Here is a 13,457-nt window from a genome sequence, read left to right on the forward strand (position 1 = left end):
GTAACATAGGGATAAGACGCACCTGTTCAATGCGACAGGACAAAGCGCGCAAGGCTGGGTGCGGGGCCTTCGAAGCGGCAGGTATGGGCCGGCCCGAAGCCGAGCGCGGCGCAGGCGACCAGCGTCTCGCCGCGAAACACCGCCGGCAGCGACAGCGCCTGCCGGAAGCGCGGGCCCAATTGCGGTTTCGGCGTGACCTGCGACCAGCCCCGCGTGCCGAGCGCGCGCACGGTCAAGCCATTGATTTCCGGCCCCTCGATGCGCCAGCGGCCATCCCAGAGCCTGCCGGTCCCGGCCTCCGTCGCGGTCTCTTCCACTGCATTGAGCTCGCGCACGATGCGCATCTCGCCCCCCTCGACATGCAGCGCCGCGCCGCCCAGCGTGCCGCCCCGGCCCGACAGCGCGCCGTCCAGCAACGCCTCGAGCGCATCGGCGCGGGGGCGATATGTGCCGCCCGCGACGAAGCGCAGGCTTGCGGCCAGTAGCCGCATCTGGGTGTCGCGCTCGGTCTCGGCAAAGCCGTCGCGGTCGATCACGATCTGCCCCCAGTCGAGCCGCGTGAGCCGGGCGGCGATATCGGCGGCCCGCGCCTTCAGCGCTTCGGCGGCCCGGGCCATCCGCTGCGCCGTGCCGGTCAGGGCGTCGACGCCGAGGCCCGCCTCCTCCAGCGCCCCCAGCAGCTTGCGCATGCGCACGCGTTCGAAGCCCTCATCTGCGTTCGACGGATCCTCGGCGAAGGGAATGCGCATCACCCGCAGGTAAAACCGCAGAGCATCGCGGCGTTCGCCCAGCAGCGGACGGATCACGCGCATCGCCCCGGCCTCGCGGATTTGCGCCATCCCGGCGAGGCCTTCGACCCCCGATCCGCGCCTTAGCCGCATCAACACGGTCTCGGCCTGATCGTCGGCGGTATGGGCGAAGAGCACGTCGCGCATGCCCTGCCGCCAGCCGTCGATCAGCGACAGCCGCGCGCGGCGGGCCGCATCCTGCAGGTTGCCCTGCCCGTCCCAGCCCTGCCAGTTCAGCGTGTCATGCGGCCAGCCCAGAACGCGGCATTCCTCGGCCACGAGCCGCGCCTCGTCGGCCGAGCCGGGCCGCAGCCCGTGATCGACGGTGACGACCCGCAGGCGCACGCCCCAGCGCTTCGTCCAGTTATGCGCCAGCGCCAGCATGGACATGGAATCGCCGCCGCCCGAGACGGCGAGCCCGATCTCGGAGGGGAAATCGGGGCCGAGGCATTGCCCCATCGCCGCGGCGAAGCGGTCGTCGAGCGATGGCGCGTCGCTCACCGGCGCGTCACTGACAGGACAGCGCGCCGCGTTCGGCCTGGGCCCGCGCCACCGCCTCGGCACCGGGGTAGCGGGTCGCCACCTCGGCCAGCGTCACGCAGGCCTCCTGCACCGAGCCGATCTTGCCGAGCCCCCGGCCCAGCAGAAACAGCGCCTCGGGCGCGGTCGGGGCGTCGGGATACGTGTTCCAGGCCTCGAGATAGGCGCGCGCGGCCTCCCGCGTTTCGCCCAGCTCCTCGAGCGCGCTGCCGCGACCCAGAAGCGCCGCCGCATCGAGCGGGCTGCCGGGATAGGTCTGCCGGAAGGCGGCGAACCGGTCCGCGGCATTCTGGTATTCACCGTTCGACAGCGCCTCCTGCGCGGCACGGAAATCCGCCTCTTCCGCGGCAGCAAGCTGCGCGCCGCCCGCAAGGGGCAGGCCGTCATCGCCCGATCCGGGCTCTTCCGCCTGAGGGGTCCCGGCGGGCGGCGGGGTCGCCGCAGTGGCGGGCGGCGTGCCGCCAAGCGGCGGGCTGTCGCCCAGCGCGCCGATATCGCAGCCCGGCTCCAGCTCGCAGAGCCGGAAATTGAGATCGCCGATCCGGTTCGTGCCGTCCTGCACGATCTGGTCGATGCGGAACTGCATCTGTTCGGTCTGCGCGGTCAGACGCTGCAGCTCGGCCTCGATGGCGTTCACGCGGTCGAGCGTGCCGCCGCCCACCTGCACGTCCGGGCCGCTGGTCGTGGAGAGCTCACGCTGGAGCTTCTGCAGCTCGAAGCTCAGCACCGACAGGTCCTGCCGGATATCGGCCAGCGTGTCGGCATTCTGCGCGGCAAGCGGCGACGCGACGAGGCTCAGCGCAAGAAGGGCGGCGCGCAGCATGGCTCAGCCCAGCCCGCCCGCGGCGACGACCGTCACGGCGCGGCGGTTCTGGCTGTAGCACGCCTCGGTCGAGCAGATCTCGATGGGGCGTTCCTTGCCGTAGCTGACGAAGGTCAGGCGGCTTTGCGCGACGCCCTGCGCCACGAGGTATTCCATGACCGAATTGGCCCGGCGCGCGCCGAGGGCGAGGTTGTATTCCCGCGTGCCCTGCTCGTCCGCGTGGCCCTCGATCCGGGCCATGTAGGTCGGGTTCGACATCAGCCATTGCGCCTGGCCGGACAGCGTCACCTGCGCCTCGGGCGACAGCGTCGACTGGTCCACCGCGAAGAGGACGCGGTCGCCGATGGTCTGGCTGAAATAGGCCGGCGATGCGGGGTCGTTGGCGCTGCCCGGCACGATGCCGGTGCCCATGCCTGCCCCGGCGCCCATGCCCGGATCGCCCCCCGCGCCGAAGCGGTCGGGGTTCTGGCAGCCCGCCAGGGCCAGCGCCGCGACGATCAGAATTGCTTTGGATGAGATGCCCATCGTTGTGGTCCTGCTCTTGTTTTGCGGCACGCTAACATATCGCGCCGGGTAAGTGAATCGCCGCCGAACGCGGCCGAGTGGTCTATTGCAGCGGCCCCCAGCTCGGGTCCGACCCGCCTGCGGGCGTCTGCACGCGCTTGAGGTTCCGGCCCGAGATATCGACCGAATAAAGCGACGACGCGCCGGTCGCGCCCTGGGTTTCGCGGCTGAACATGATGACCCGGCCATTGGGCGCCCAGGTCGGGCTTTCGTCGAGGAAGGAGGCCGTCAGCAGCCGTTCCTCGGAGCCATCGGTGCGCATCACGCCGATATGGAAGCGGCCCGCATTCTGCTTGGTAAAGGCGATGAGATCGCCGCGCGGCGACCAGACCGGCGTGCCGTAGCGCCCCTCGCCGAAGCTGATGCGCGTCGCCTCGCCGCCGCTCGCGGGCATGATGTAGAGCTGCTGGCTGCCCGAACGGTCGCTTTCGAAGACGATGCGGCTGCCATCGGGCGAGAAGCTGGGCGCGGTCTCGATCGAGGGCGCGGAAGTCAGCTGCCGGGTCTGGCCGGTGGCAATCTCCATCGCGAAGATGTCGGTGTTCGAGCCCGTGGTCGCCGAATAGAGCAGGCTCTGCCCGGAAGGCGCGAAGCGCGGCGCGAAGCTCATCAGGCCCTGCTGTGTTGGCAGGATGCGGCTTTGCACCGAGCCCACGTCGAGCACATGCACCCGCGGCTCGCCGGTGGCGTAGCTCGTGTAGATCACCCGGTCGCCCGAGGGCGAGAAGCGCGGCGCCAGCACGATGGAGGAGCTGTCGGTGAGATATTGCAGGTTCGCGCCGTCGTAATCCATGATCGCCAGCCGCTTCTGGCGGGCATCCTTCGGCCCCTGTTCGGAGACGAAGACGACGCGGCTGTCGAAATAGCCGCCCTCGCCGGTGATGCGGGAATAAACCTGGTCGGCGACCTTGTGCCCCATCCGGCGCAGCCCGTCGGGGGTGCCCACGAATTGCATGCCCTGGCCGAGCTCGGTGCCGGCGAAGACGTCGTAGACGCGGAACTTGACGATCACCCGGCCCGAGCCGTCGAGGCTGACCTCCCCGGTGATGAGCGCCTGGGCGTTGATCGCGCGCCAATCGGCGAATTGGACCGGCGAGGCGAAGCTGGTGATCTGGCTGATGAAGGCATCCTGCGAGATCTGCCGGAAGAGCCCCGTGCCGGTCAGGTCCGAGCGGACGACCTGGGTGATCTCCTGCGCATAGGCCTGGGTCTCGGCGCTGCCCGCGACGAAGGTCGGCGCGGCAAACGGCAAGGGTTCGATCACGCCCTCGGTGATCTCGATCCGCAGCGGACCCTGCGCCTGCGCGGGCAGCGCCAGAAGCGCGAGCGTGAGGGCCAGAAGGCAGGAGACAAGCGTTTTCATCGGCGAACCTTTCCGGGACGAACCTGTGCGCGCGAGCTTAGGCAAGCCTGCGCGCGGACACAAATGACGGTTATGCGCGCGCCGGGGGTCATCAGCGCAACCGCATGCCCGAGGGGTCGAAGACCATCTCGATCTCGCGCCACTGGGCGTATTTCTCGGGCGGCAGCGGGAAGCCGTTACGTTGCGCTTCGCACCGAATGATCGCGGATCGTGCATTTCTATATGCGACATTTGTTGCGGTCTCGTCGCCACCGTTCGCTTCAATGAGGCGTAAGCTATCCGGGATCAAGCGCCCCGCCTCTGTCAACTCGAAGCCGACTACAACCGTTACGCGTGAAGCAGGAGAACCCGGATCAATTATCCAACAATTTTGTACGGCGACGCGCAGCGCGTCCCGCTCGCCCGAGGTCATGGGCGGGCCGGTGGGCAGGTCGGGCTGCGGGCTCGTGGTGCCGCCGCCGAGGGCCTCGGCCAGCGCGGCCTCGACACCCGACGGCGCGTCCGGTTCCGGCGGGTCGGGCGGTTCGGGAGCGTCTGGCGTTTGGGCGGTCTGGGTTTCGGGTTCGGGCTCAGGCTCAGGAGCGGGTGTCGGCGTGGGACGGTTCGGGCGTGCGGCAGGGCGCATCGAGGCGGTCGGCGCGGCGGCGGGGCGCTCGGCCTCGGTCACGATCTCGGTCGTGGCCTCCTCGGGCGAGGTGGCCTCCTGTTCGACCACATCCGCCACCGCGTCGGTCTCGGCGTCGGGCGACACGCTGTCCTGCACCTCCTCGGCGACGCGCGCATCGGGCGCGGGCGGCGCCACGGGCTCCGGCGCGACCCGCGGGGCGGCATCGGGGGTGGGCGTCTCGGCGATCTCCGGCGCGGGCGTCTCGGGCGCGGGCTGGGGCAACGCGGGCGCGGTGTCGGTGACCTCGGCGGGCGGGGTCGGCAGCACCGGCTCGGGCGGCGCTTCCGCCGCCGGTTCGGGGGTCGCTTCCGGTGCGGGGCGCGGGGTCGGCGGCGGCGCGGTGTCGGGCGCGCGGGGCGAGACCTCGGGCGCTTCGGGCGCGACCGGCGCGTCGATCTCGGAGGCGGCTTCGGGCGGGGCCGCGGGCTGCGACAGCGCGGCGAATTCCTCGGAGGACAGGACCTGCACGTCCTGTACCCGCACCGGATCGGGATCGGGCCGGAAGATGCCGCCGAAGAGCAGCCACAGGATCAGGACGCCGTGCCCGACACCCGAGACGATCTGCCCGATCTTGCGCGCGGAGAGGGAGGGCGTCATTGGGGATGCCCCCTCAATTGCCCTGGGCGTTCAGAGACGGGCCGCCGATATCCGTCACGAGCCCGATGGACGAAAAGCCGCCGGCATTGAGCGCTCCCATGATCTGCGCGACCGTCTCGTAGGGCACCGCCCCGTCGGCGCGCAGGTAGACGCGGTCGTCGCTGCGTTCCTCGGCGATGGCGCGCAGCCGCGAGACCAGCTGATCCTGCGGCACTTGGGTGGTCTGGATCGTCACGCCGCCCGCCGCGTCGATGGTCACGGTCAGCGGCTCCTCGTTGTCGGAGGGCAGCGCGGTGGCGGCCGTCTTCGGCAACTCGATCGGCACGCCCACGGTCAGGAGGGGCGCGGCCACCATGAAGATGATGAGCAGCACGAGCATCACGTCCACGAAGGGCGTGATGTTGATCTCGGACATGGGCTGGGCGCGGCCCGACCGGCGCCGCCTGCGGCGCGATCCCCCGCCCCCGCCCGATTTGGTGACCCCGGCGCCCATCGCTCAGCCGTCCAGCTGGCGCGAGAGGATGGTGGAGAACTCGTCGGCGAAGGCCTCGTAGCCGCCGATCAGCCGCTCGGCATCGGCCGAAAGCTTGTTGTAGAAGATCACCGCCGGAATGGCCGCGAGAAGGCCGAGGCCGGTAGCCAGCAGCGCCTCGGCGATGCCCGGGGCCACGACAGCGAGCGAGGTGTTCTGCTGCTGCGCGATCTCGACGAAGGCATGCATGATGCCCCAGACCGTGCCGAAGAGGCCCACGAAGGGCGTGACCGACCCGACCGTTGCGAGGACCGCTAGGCCGCCCTGCAGGTCCTCGGCCTCTTTCTGGATCGCCACGTCCATCGACCGGTCGATGCGCGCCTGCGCGCCCGCGATGAGATTGCCATCGTCGCGATGCGACCGGCGCCATTCCATCATGCCGGCGGCGAAGATCCGCTCGGACCGGCCCTTGGGGTCCATGCCGATCTGGTCGAAGAGCTCGTCGAGCGGTTCGCCGGACCAGAAGGCGCGGTCGAAATGATCGGCCTCGACCTTCGCGGAGCGATAGGAGACGATCTTCTGCACGATGATCGACCAGGACCAGAAGCTGGCCACCACCAGGGACAGCATCACGAGTTTGACGGTGAAGGTCGCGCGGGCGAACAGTGCCCACATGGAGAAATCAATCTCCTGCGCCAGCGCCAGAGTTTCCGTTTCCATGAGCCTGCTCTTTCTGCCTTGGCCTCTTGTCGGGCCGCGTTTGCCCGAAGGGATACGCCAAGTCGCGGGTCAATTCCAACACAATGCGGTGAATTGCTTTCCGGGCGCGGCGCTAATGCAGCTTTTGGCGGATATTCGCCGGTAGCCGGGCGGGCTGACCGGCGGCGTTCACGCAGACCACGAGCACTTCGGCGCGAAAGAGCAGCGTGTCGTCGCGCCAGACCTCCTGGCCCATCGCCAGCTTCACGCCGGAGACCGACCGCGTGACGGTGCGCACCTCCAGCTGATCGTCGAATTTCGCCGGCGCGATGTAGTCGGCCTCGACCCGGCGCACGACGAAGACCACGCCGTCGTTTTCGCGCATCGCGTTCTGGTCGATGCCGAGATCGCGCACCCAGTCCGAGCGGGCCCGCTCGATATAGCGCAGGTAATTGGCGTAATAGACGATGCCCGCCATGTCGGTGTCTTCGTAATAGACGCGGACCGTAAAGGTGTGGGACATGGGGCCTCCTCAGGCGGCGGGGGGTGCCGCGATCATGCGGGCATGCAGGCGCAGCGCATGGCTGGCGTCCTGCGCGACATCGGGCAGGACCGGATCGTAGGCGGCGCGGATGAGCCCCGCGATATCCGGGCGCAGCACCACGCGGCCATCCTCGAGCTGTCCCAGCGCCGAGCGGTCGGTGAAGGCGCGGTCGGACCAGAGCAGCACCGATTGCACCACCTGGCCCAGCGCCAGCGTCTCGGCGGGAAGCTGCGACATCTCTTCATCCATGCGGATGAAGATGAAACAGGCCCGGATCGCCCCCGCCGCGTCGAAGCGGAAGACCCGGTACTGGTTGGCATCGGCGGCTTCGAGCCGCGCAACGAGCGGCCCGAGCCCGTCGATCAGCCGGTCGAGATTGGGTACCTCGGCAAGCTCGTTCCAGTCGCGGCAGAAGAACACCATGCAATTGGCGCCAAGCTCGGGATCGGTCTCGGTCAGCGTGTGGCCGGCAAGCGCCACGACCGCCTCGAAAGCGCCCTTGATCGTGGCGATGGTCGGATCGTCCACGCCGAAGATGACCGGCGCAATGGCGCGGCCCCAGCGGGCGAAGAGATATTGGTCGTCCGAGCGCGTGAAGAGCGTCTCGATGGCCTCGGGCGACAGCGTGAGCGGATCGTCTTTCATGGCATCGGTCATGGTGTCGGTGGTGGCATCGGTCATGGCGTGGGGGTGTCGCATTCCGGGCGGCGGCTGGCAAGGGAGGGCTTTCGACGGGCTGCGCCCGCCGACCCGCGCGCCGCTGCGCGGCGCGGAGCGGTTGGGGACGCTTGGGTCGGAATGGGGGAGATGGGGCGACGTTCGGGGCGGGTGTCGCGCCATGTCGGGCATGGCGTGGATGGCGCGGGGAGAAAGCGAGGGGCGCGGCGTGGCGCCGATGTCTTTGCGCCATCGGCGCGTTTGGAAAAGCACGGGGCCAGCCATGGCGCCGATGCCCTTGGGTCATCGGTGCACTCCGAAAAGCGAGGGGCCAGCCCCCTCGCCGATGCCCTTGGGCGATCGGCGCACTCCGAAAAGCGAGGGACCAGCCCCTCGCGCTCCCCGGAGGTATTTATGGTCCGGCCGTGACAGGGGCGGGGCGCGCCCGCCAGACGTGGGACGCGCGGGCGGGGTGGCGGGGCGGGTGCGGCTGGGGGCTTGGGCCTTGGCGGCGGCGGCCCCTCCTCGGCAGGAAGCCGCGGCGGGGGCTATTCGAACAGCGTGGACTGTCCGGGGGCGCGCGGTGCGGGCAGGCCCAGATGCGACCAGCCCTTCTGCGCCAGCATCCGCCCGCGCGGCGTGCGCTGTATCAGGCCCTGCTGCAGAAGGTAGGGCTCGATCACCTCCTCGATCGCGTCGCGCGGCTCGGACAAGGCCGCGGCGATGGTCTCGATCCCCACCGGGCCTCCGGCGTAATTCTCGGCGATGAGGCCGAGATAGCGCCGGTCCGCCCCGTCGAGGCCCAGCCCGTCGACGCCCAGCCGCGTCAGCGCGTTGTCCGCCAGCGCGCGGGTGATCGTGCCGTCGCCCTCGACCACCGCGAAATCCACCACGCGGCGCAGGAGGCGGCCGGCGATGCGCGGCGTGCCGCGGGCGCGGCGGGCGATCTCGCGCGCGCCGTCGGGATGCGCCGCGATGCCCAGCTTCTCGGCATTGCGGGCGACGATGAACTCGAGCTCCTCGACGGTGTAGAATTGCAGCCGCGTCGGGATGCCGAAGCGGTCGCGCAGCGGCGTGGTCAGAAGCCCGAGGCGCGTCGTCGCTCCGACCAGCGTGAAGGGCTGCAGCTCGATCCGGACCGTGCGTGCCGCGGGGCCTTCGCCGATCACGAGGTCCAGCTCGAAATCCTCGAGCGCGGGGTAGAGCACCTCTTCGACCACCGGGTTGAGGCGGTGGATCTCGTCGATGAAGAGCACGTCGCGCGCTTCGAGATTGGTCAGGATCGCCGCGAGATCGCCGGCCTTGGCCAGCACCGGGCCCGAGGTCATGCGGAAATTGACCCCGAGTTCGCGCGCCATGATCTGCGCCAGCGTCGTCTTGCCGAGACCGGGCGGACCGTGAAAGAGCGTGTGGTCCATCGCCTCGCCGCGGGTGCGGGCCGATTGCAGGAAGACCCGCAGATTCGCCCGCGCCTCGGCCTGGCCGACGAAATCGTCCAGCACCTGCGGGCGCAGCGCGCGGTCGCGGTCCTCGGGCCCGGTCTCGGGGCGCAGGATGGGGTCCGGCCCGGTCATGCCTTGGGCGCCAAGAGCTTGAGCGCGGCGCGGATCAGCGCGCTCGTGTCGGCCTTGGGATCGTCGGAGGCGGCCTGGGCGACCGCGCTTGCGGCCTCACCCGGCCCGTAGCCCAGATTGCCGAGCGCCGAGAGCGCCTCGGATTGCGCCGAGGCATGGGAGGGGCGCATGCTGGACACGACAGGCGGGACCGCATCCGCCCCGTCGATCACCAGATCGTCGGGCGCGGCGGAGCGCAAAGGCGCCCGGTCCATCGCCATGACCGACGGCGCCTTGTCCTTCAGCTCGTTCACCACGCGTTGCGCGGTCTTGGGGCCGATCCCCTTGGCCGCCTTGACCGCGTTCCAGTCGCCGAGCGCAATGGCGCGGCTCACGCCGTCCGGCCCGAGCGTGCCGAGAATGGCGAGCGAGGCCTTGGCGCCGACGCCCTGCACGGACATCAGCAGGCGATGCCATTCCTTTTCCACGAGGCTCGGAAAACCGAAGAGCTGCAGGATATCCTCGCGCACCAGAAGATCGGTGAAGAGCGCCACCGCCTCTCCGGGGCCGGGCACCTGCGCCAGGGTGCGGTCCGAACAGAAGACGATGTAGCCGACGCCGCGCACATCCACGAGCACATGGTCGTCGCCCTTGTACTCGACGCGCCCCGCGATGCGCCCGATCATGGCCGCGCCCCGGCGACGCGCAGTTGGGGTGCGCGGGAATAATGCGCATGGCAGATCGCGATGGCCAGGGCGTCGGCAGCGTCCGGCGAATGGATGGTCACGCCCGGAAGCTGCATCCGCACCATGTGGTCGATCTGCTGCTTGTGGGCATGGCCGACGCCGACCACCGTCTTCTTGACCTTGTTGGGCGCGTATTCGCCAATCTCGAGACCGAATTGCGCGGGCACCAGAAGCGCGATGGCGCGGGCCTGGCCGAGCTTCAGCGTCGCCACGGCGTCCTTGTTCACGAAGGTCTGTTCGACCGCGGCGGTGCCGGGGGTATAGCGTTCCACGACCTCCCAGAGCTGGCGGTAGAGCGACAGCAGCCGCGGCGCGAGATCGCCGGGGGTGGAATGGCAGGTGCCGTTGGCGACATGGCGCAGGCGCCCGCCCTCGGCGTCGATCACGCCCCAGCCGAGATTGCGCAATCCCGGATCGATTCCCAATACCCTGACCACGATTGCCCTGCCCGTTTGTTGTTGCCTCAGGCACTAGCACGAAAAGAGAACATCCGCCAAGGGCCCAAGCTGTGACCGGGCCATATCTGCGACCTGCGCGCCGCAGTCGCAGGCCCCGCCCCGCCCTTTACCACGCCCCGCCGCATGGGGTAGCGGCAAGGCATGGATCAGGACCGGACAAATCGACTTGCGACGATGGTCGTCATCGGGACGGGCACGCTTTGGGGCCTCTACTGGCTGCCGGTTCGGCACTTGGCAGAGGTCGGCCTGGACGGCGCCTGGGGCACGGTGGCGATCACGCTCAGTGCCGCGCTTCTTCTGCTGCCGCTGGCGATCCGGCGGCGCGCGCAGCTCATGGCCGCCGACCGGGTGACGCTGGCTGCGCTGGCGCTGGGGGGCGCGGCCTTCGCGCTTTATTCGGTCGGGTTCAATTACGGGCGCGTCGCGATCATCATTCTGCTGTTCTTCCTGACCCCGGTCTGGAGCACCCTGATCGCACGGTACGTGCTGGGATGGCGCACGCCGCCGCTGCGGCTTGCGGCGATCGCGGTCGGGCTTGCCGGGCTCGCCACGATGCTGGGGGCGGAGGGCGAATGGCCGCTGCCGCGCACGGCCGGAGAATGGATGGGGCTGGCCTCGGGGATCGGCTGGTCGCTTGCCACGACCGGGATGCGCGTCCGCCGCCCGGTCGGCCCGGTCGAGGCGGCCTGCATTTTCGCCTTCGGGGCCGCGCTGGCATCGCTCGTGATGGCGGCGCTTCTGCCGGGAACGGGCGCCGCGGTGACGCCCGACTGGCCGCGGGGCTTGGGCACCGCGGCGGTGACCGGCGCGCTCTGGTGGGCGCTGTCGATGATCGGGCTGATCTGGGCCAGCAGCCAGCTCGATCCGGCGCGGACCGGCATCCTGTTGATGGCCGAAGTGCTGATCGGCTCAGCCACCGCGGCGCTTTTCGCAGGCGAGCATCTTTCGGGCATCGAGATTCTGGGCGGCGCGATGGTGCTGGCCGCAGGCGTGCTGGAGGTCTGGCCGGTAAAGCGCACGCCGGGGCAGTCCGGCTGATCGGCGGGAATTGGCCGAACGCGTCGAAGCGCCACCGCGATCCGGGTGCGAAACCGCACCGGAACGGAAAATTTCCGACCCTTTGACGGGCAGTTGCGACACCCGCCCGCCACCGTGTTTTCACTATGCACAAAAAGCATGCGTGCTATGCGATTTCTGCCGCTTGTTTAGGGGTTTGCGCATCTCTAATTGCGCAGGACAAAGCAGATCGCTTCCTCCTATCAGGACCTCGACATGACCCTTCTCGACTCGCACAACCCGCTCATGGGCCCCGCTGGCATGGCTAGCCGGATCGGCTCCGTTTTCGTCACCGCCACCTCCGTCGCCTCCGACTGGAACCAGCGTCGCGTCACCCGTCGCAAGCTGTCGCAGCTGACCGACCGGGAGCTCGACGATGTGGGCCTGACCCGCGCCGATATCGAGCGCGTCGCCCGCAAGACGCGCTGAGCCGCGCCAGGCGACAGCCCAAAAAAGACGAAGGCCTGCCGCGATCCGCGTGGCAGGCCTTTTTCATGTGCGGGCGGCGGCCCGGTTCAGAGATGGGTCTCGATCAGCCCAAGGACCCGTTCGGTCACCGGGTCGATCTGCATCACCATCGCGCCCGCGCGTTCGACGGCGCTGCCGGTGGTGAGATTGTCGAGATGGGACAGATAGGCCTCTTCGCCCAGCTGGACGTAGAGCACGGCCTTGAAGGCCAGGAACATTGCGGCAAGCAGCACGAGCGGCATGATCGTGATCCGCCCTAAAGAGCGCCGCGGTCGGTGCTCGATCACACCCATCCGGTTGACGCGCGTGACGTAGCCGCCTGCCAGGCGGCGATGCTTCTTCCGGATCGCCCGCCGACGACGCAGAAAGTTCTTCTGCACACTTTCCATGGCAGCCTCATGTACCGTTAAAAAATCAACACTCGCAGTGGTGTCCAGATAGCGTCCAATTGAGGCGAATTTTAGAGGATTGCGCCGGAAGCGGGGCATCTTGGTTAACGCGCAGAGGTCCCGCGTCAGCCGCGCAGCAGCGTAAGTGTCGTCCATTCCTGGATTTCTTCGCGATGCGCCCGGCTGTATCCGTTTTGGACATAAACGGTTTCCACCTCGTCGGCCTGCTCGTTCAGGATGCCCGACAGGATCGCATGCGCCCCCGGCGCGGAATGACGCGCCATCTCGGGGGCCAGCTCGATCAGCGGCGCCATGAGGATGTTGGCGAAGACCAGATCGAAGGGGGCCGCCGCGGCGATCTCGGGGTGATCGAACCCCACCGCCTCGAGGCACCGCACCCGGCCCGAAAGGTCGTTGGCGCGGACATTGGCCTCCGCCACCTCGACCGCGACCGCGTCGATATCCGAAGCGAGCGCCGTTTCGGGCCAGATCCGCGCCGCCGCCATGGCCAGCACCGCGGTCCCGCAGCCCACGTCGATCACGTTGTGCTTGACCGCGCCCGCGTCGATCAGCCGGTCGAGCGCGCGCAGGCAGCCCAGCGTGGTGCCGTGATGGCCGGTGCCGAAGGCCATCGCGGCCTCGATCAGCAGGGGTTCGGCGCCCGCAGGCACCCGGTCCGCATCGTGGCTGCCATAGACGAAGAAGCGCCCAGCCTCGACCGGCGACAGGTCGCGCCGCACCTTCGCCACCCAATCGGTCTCGGGCAGTTCGGAGATCACGAAAGGCTTCGCGCCATAGGCGGCGGCCAGAAGCGCCAGTTCCATCTCGGGCGGCGGGGCCTCGAAATAGCCGCCCACTTCCCACAGGCCCGACCCGTCCTCGATCTCGAACACGCCGACGCCGGTCGGCACCGGGTCGAGATCCTCGAGCGCGTCGCCCAGCGCCTCGCCCTGATCCTTGCCCGGCAGCGTCGTGAAAGCGGTGAAGGTCGGCATGGGCGGGCCCTTTCGGCGCGGGGTTGATTGATGTCGGAACAACTCACCTTTAGCGGAGTTGGGCCCCTATATCTCAGT

Annotated in this window: 16 protein-coding genes; 2 read left to right on the forward strand and 14 right to left on the reverse strand. The window is 69.2% G+C overall.

Going from position 1 to position 13,457, the window contains the following annotated elements:
* Window positions 1–26: 26 nt before the first annotated feature.
* The 12 genes from tilS to ruvC all read right to left on the reverse strand — a co-directional run bounded on the left by tilS (window position 27) and on the right by ruvC (window position 10,450).
* On the reverse strand, window positions 27–1,289 hold the full coding sequence (tilS, locus tag BW990_RS08750; RefSeq protein WP_234990194.1) for a tRNA lysidine(34) synthetase TilS: 1,263 nt from the start codon (window positions 1,287–1,289) through the stop codon (window positions 27–29).
* Window positions 1,290–1,296: 7 nt separating this feature from the next.
* On the reverse strand, window positions 1,297–2,151 hold the full coding sequence (gene ybgF / locus BW990_RS08755; RefSeq protein WP_076447199.1) for a tol-pal system protein YbgF: 855 nt from the start codon (window positions 2,149–2,151) through the stop codon (window positions 1,297–1,299).
* A 3-nt stretch (window positions 2,152–2,154) separates the two neighbouring features.
* Window positions 2,155–2,676, reverse strand: a complete 522-nt coding sequence (gene pal / locus BW990_RS08760) for a peptidoglycan-associated lipoprotein Pal (RefSeq protein ID WP_076447202.1) — start codon at window positions 2,674–2,676, stop codon at window positions 2,155–2,157.
* Window positions 2,677–2,758: 82 nt separating this feature from the next.
* The gene (gene tolB, locus BW990_RS08765; RefSeq protein WP_076447205.1) at window positions 2,759–4,078 is read right to left on the reverse strand and encodes a Tol-Pal system beta propeller repeat protein TolB; all 1,320 of its coding nucleotides are present in this window, start codon (window positions 4,076–4,078) and stop codon (window positions 2,759–2,761) included.
* Window positions 4,079–4,169: 91 nt separating this feature from the next.
* The gene (locus BW990_RS08770) at window positions 4,170–5,342 is read right to left on the reverse strand and encodes a hypothetical protein (RefSeq protein ID WP_076447208.1); all 1,173 of its coding nucleotides are present in this window, start codon (window positions 5,340–5,342) and stop codon (window positions 4,170–4,172) included.
* A gap of 13 nt (window positions 5,343–5,355) precedes the next feature.
* On the reverse strand, window positions 5,356–5,835 hold the full coding sequence (gene tolR / locus BW990_RS08775; RefSeq protein ID WP_076447211.1) for a protein TolR: 480 nt from the start codon (window positions 5,833–5,835) through the stop codon (window positions 5,356–5,358).
* A 3-nt stretch (window positions 5,836–5,838) separates the two neighbouring features.
* Window positions 5,839–6,534 (reverse strand): protein TolQ, encoded by a 696-nt coding sequence (gene tolQ / locus BW990_RS08780; RefSeq protein ID WP_076447214.1) that lies wholly within the window; start codon window positions 6,532–6,534, stop codon window positions 5,839–5,841.
* Window positions 6,535–6,646: 112 nt separating this feature from the next.
* Window positions 6,647–7,036, reverse strand: a complete 390-nt coding sequence (gene ybgC / locus BW990_RS08785; protein WP_076447217.1) for a tol-pal system-associated acyl-CoA thioesterase — start codon at window positions 7,034–7,036, stop codon at window positions 6,647–6,649.
* Window positions 7,037–7,045: 9 nt separating this feature from the next.
* Complete coding sequence (locus tag BW990_RS08790; protein WP_234990195.1) at window positions 7,046–7,738, reverse strand: hypothetical protein; 693 nt, start codon at window positions 7,736–7,738, stop codon at window positions 7,046–7,048.
* A gap of 524 nt (window positions 7,739–8,262) precedes the next feature.
* Window positions 8,263–9,288, reverse strand: a complete 1,026-nt coding sequence (gene ruvB / locus BW990_RS08795) for a Holliday junction branch migration DNA helicase RuvB (protein ID WP_076447220.1) — start codon at window positions 9,286–9,288, stop codon at window positions 8,263–8,265.
* Window positions 9,285–9,953, reverse strand: a complete 669-nt coding sequence (gene ruvA / locus BW990_RS08800) for a Holliday junction branch migration protein RuvA (protein ID WP_076447223.1) — start codon at window positions 9,951–9,953, stop codon at window positions 9,285–9,287. The genes ruvB and ruvA overlap by 4 nt, the downstream gene beginning before the upstream one ends.
* Window positions 9,950–10,450, reverse strand: a complete 501-nt coding sequence (ruvC, locus tag BW990_RS08805) for a crossover junction endodeoxyribonuclease RuvC (protein ID WP_076447226.1) — start codon at window positions 10,448–10,450, stop codon at window positions 9,950–9,952. Before ruvC ends, ruvA begins: the two co-directional genes overlap by 4 nt.
* 162 nt (window positions 10,451–10,612) lie before the next feature.
* Between ruvC and BW990_RS08810 the strand changes: the two genes are divergently transcribed.
* Both BW990_RS08810 and BW990_RS08815 read left to right on the forward strand, forming a co-directional pair.
* Window positions 10,613–11,509 carry a DMT family transporter gene (locus BW990_RS08810; RefSeq protein WP_076447228.1) on the forward strand — a complete coding sequence of 299 codons (897 nt, stop codon included), beginning with the start codon at window positions 10,613–10,615 and terminating at the stop codon, window positions 11,507–11,509.
* Window positions 11,510–11,743: 234 nt separating this feature from the next.
* Window positions 11,744–11,956: a DUF1127 domain-containing protein gene (locus BW990_RS08815; protein ID WP_076447231.1), complete on the forward strand. Its 213-nt coding sequence runs from the start codon at window positions 11,744–11,746 to the stop codon at window positions 11,954–11,956.
* 86 nt (window positions 11,957–12,042) lie between these two features.
* On the opposite strand, the gene BW990_RS08820 is transcribed toward BW990_RS08815, so the two are convergent.
* Entirely contained in the window at window positions 12,043–12,540 is a 498-nt protein-coding gene (locus tag BW990_RS08820; protein WP_143526126.1) for a hypothetical protein, read from the reverse strand.
* Window positions 12,510–13,379 carry a 50S ribosomal protein L11 methyltransferase gene (locus BW990_RS08825; protein WP_076447237.1) on the reverse strand — a complete coding sequence of 290 codons (870 nt, stop codon included), beginning with the start codon at window positions 13,377–13,379 and terminating at the stop codon, window positions 12,510–12,512. Before BW990_RS08825 ends, BW990_RS08820 begins: the two co-directional genes overlap by 31 nt.
* Between the last annotated feature and the right edge of the window lie 78 nt (window positions 13,380–13,457).

The sequence above is a fragment of the Roseivivax lentus genome (assembly GCF_900156805.1).
GTDB lineage: Bacteria > Pseudomonadota > Alphaproteobacteria > Rhodobacterales > Rhodobacteraceae > Roseivivax > Roseivivax lentus.

Excerpts from the sequence above, each read along its gene's own strand:
- ruvB (WP_076447220.1), bottom strand. The coding sequence starts at position 9,288 with ATGACCGGGCCGGACCCCATCCTGCGCCCCGAGACCGGGCCCGAGGAC.
- ybgC (WP_076447217.1), bottom strand. The coding sequence starts at position 7,036 with ATGTCCCACACCTTTACGGTCCGCGTCTATTACGAAGACACCGACATG.
- BW990_RS08810 (WP_076447228.1), top strand. The coding sequence starts at position 10,613 with ATGGATCAGGACCGGACAAATCGACTTGCGACGATGGTCGTCATCGGG.
- BW990_RS08825 (WP_076447237.1), bottom strand. The coding sequence starts at position 13,379 with ATGCCGACCTTCACCGCTTTCACGACGCTGCCGGGCAAGGATCAGGGC.
- BW990_RS08770 (WP_076447208.1), bottom strand. The coding sequence starts at position 5,342 with ATGACGCCCTCCCTCTCCGCGCGCAAGATCGGGCAGATCGTCTCGGGT.
- pal (WP_076447202.1), bottom strand. The coding sequence starts at position 2,676 with ATGGGCATCTCATCCAAAGCAATTCTGATCGTCGCGGCGCTGGCCCTG.
- BW990_RS08815 (WP_076447231.1), top strand. The coding sequence starts at position 11,744 with ATGACCCTTCTCGACTCGCACAACCCGCTCATGGGCCCCGCTGGCATG.
- tolB (WP_076447205.1), bottom strand. The coding sequence starts at position 4,078 with ATGAAAACGCTTGTCTCCTGCCTTCTGGCCCTCACGCTCGCGCTTCTG.
- tolR (WP_076447211.1), bottom strand. The coding sequence starts at position 5,835 with ATGGGCGCCGGGGTCACCAAATCGGGCGGGGGCGGGGGATCGCGCCGC.
- ybgF (WP_076447199.1), bottom strand. The coding sequence starts at position 2,151 with ATGCTGCGCGCCGCCCTTCTTGCGCTGAGCCTCGTCGCGTCGCCGCTT.
- ruvA (WP_076447223.1), bottom strand. The coding sequence starts at position 9,953 with ATGATCGGGCGCATCGCGGGGCGCGTCGAGTACAAGGGCGACGACCAT.
- BW990_RS08820 (WP_143526126.1), bottom strand. The coding sequence starts at position 12,540 with ATGGACGACACTTACGCTGCTGCGCGGCTGACGCGGGACCTCTGCGCG.
- BW990_RS08790 (WP_234990195.1), bottom strand. The coding sequence starts at position 7,738 with ATGACCGATGCCACCACCGACACCATGACCGATGCCATGAAAGACGAT.
- tolQ (WP_076447214.1), bottom strand. The coding sequence starts at position 6,534 with ATGGAAACGGAAACTCTGGCGCTGGCGCAGGAGATTGATTTCTCCATG.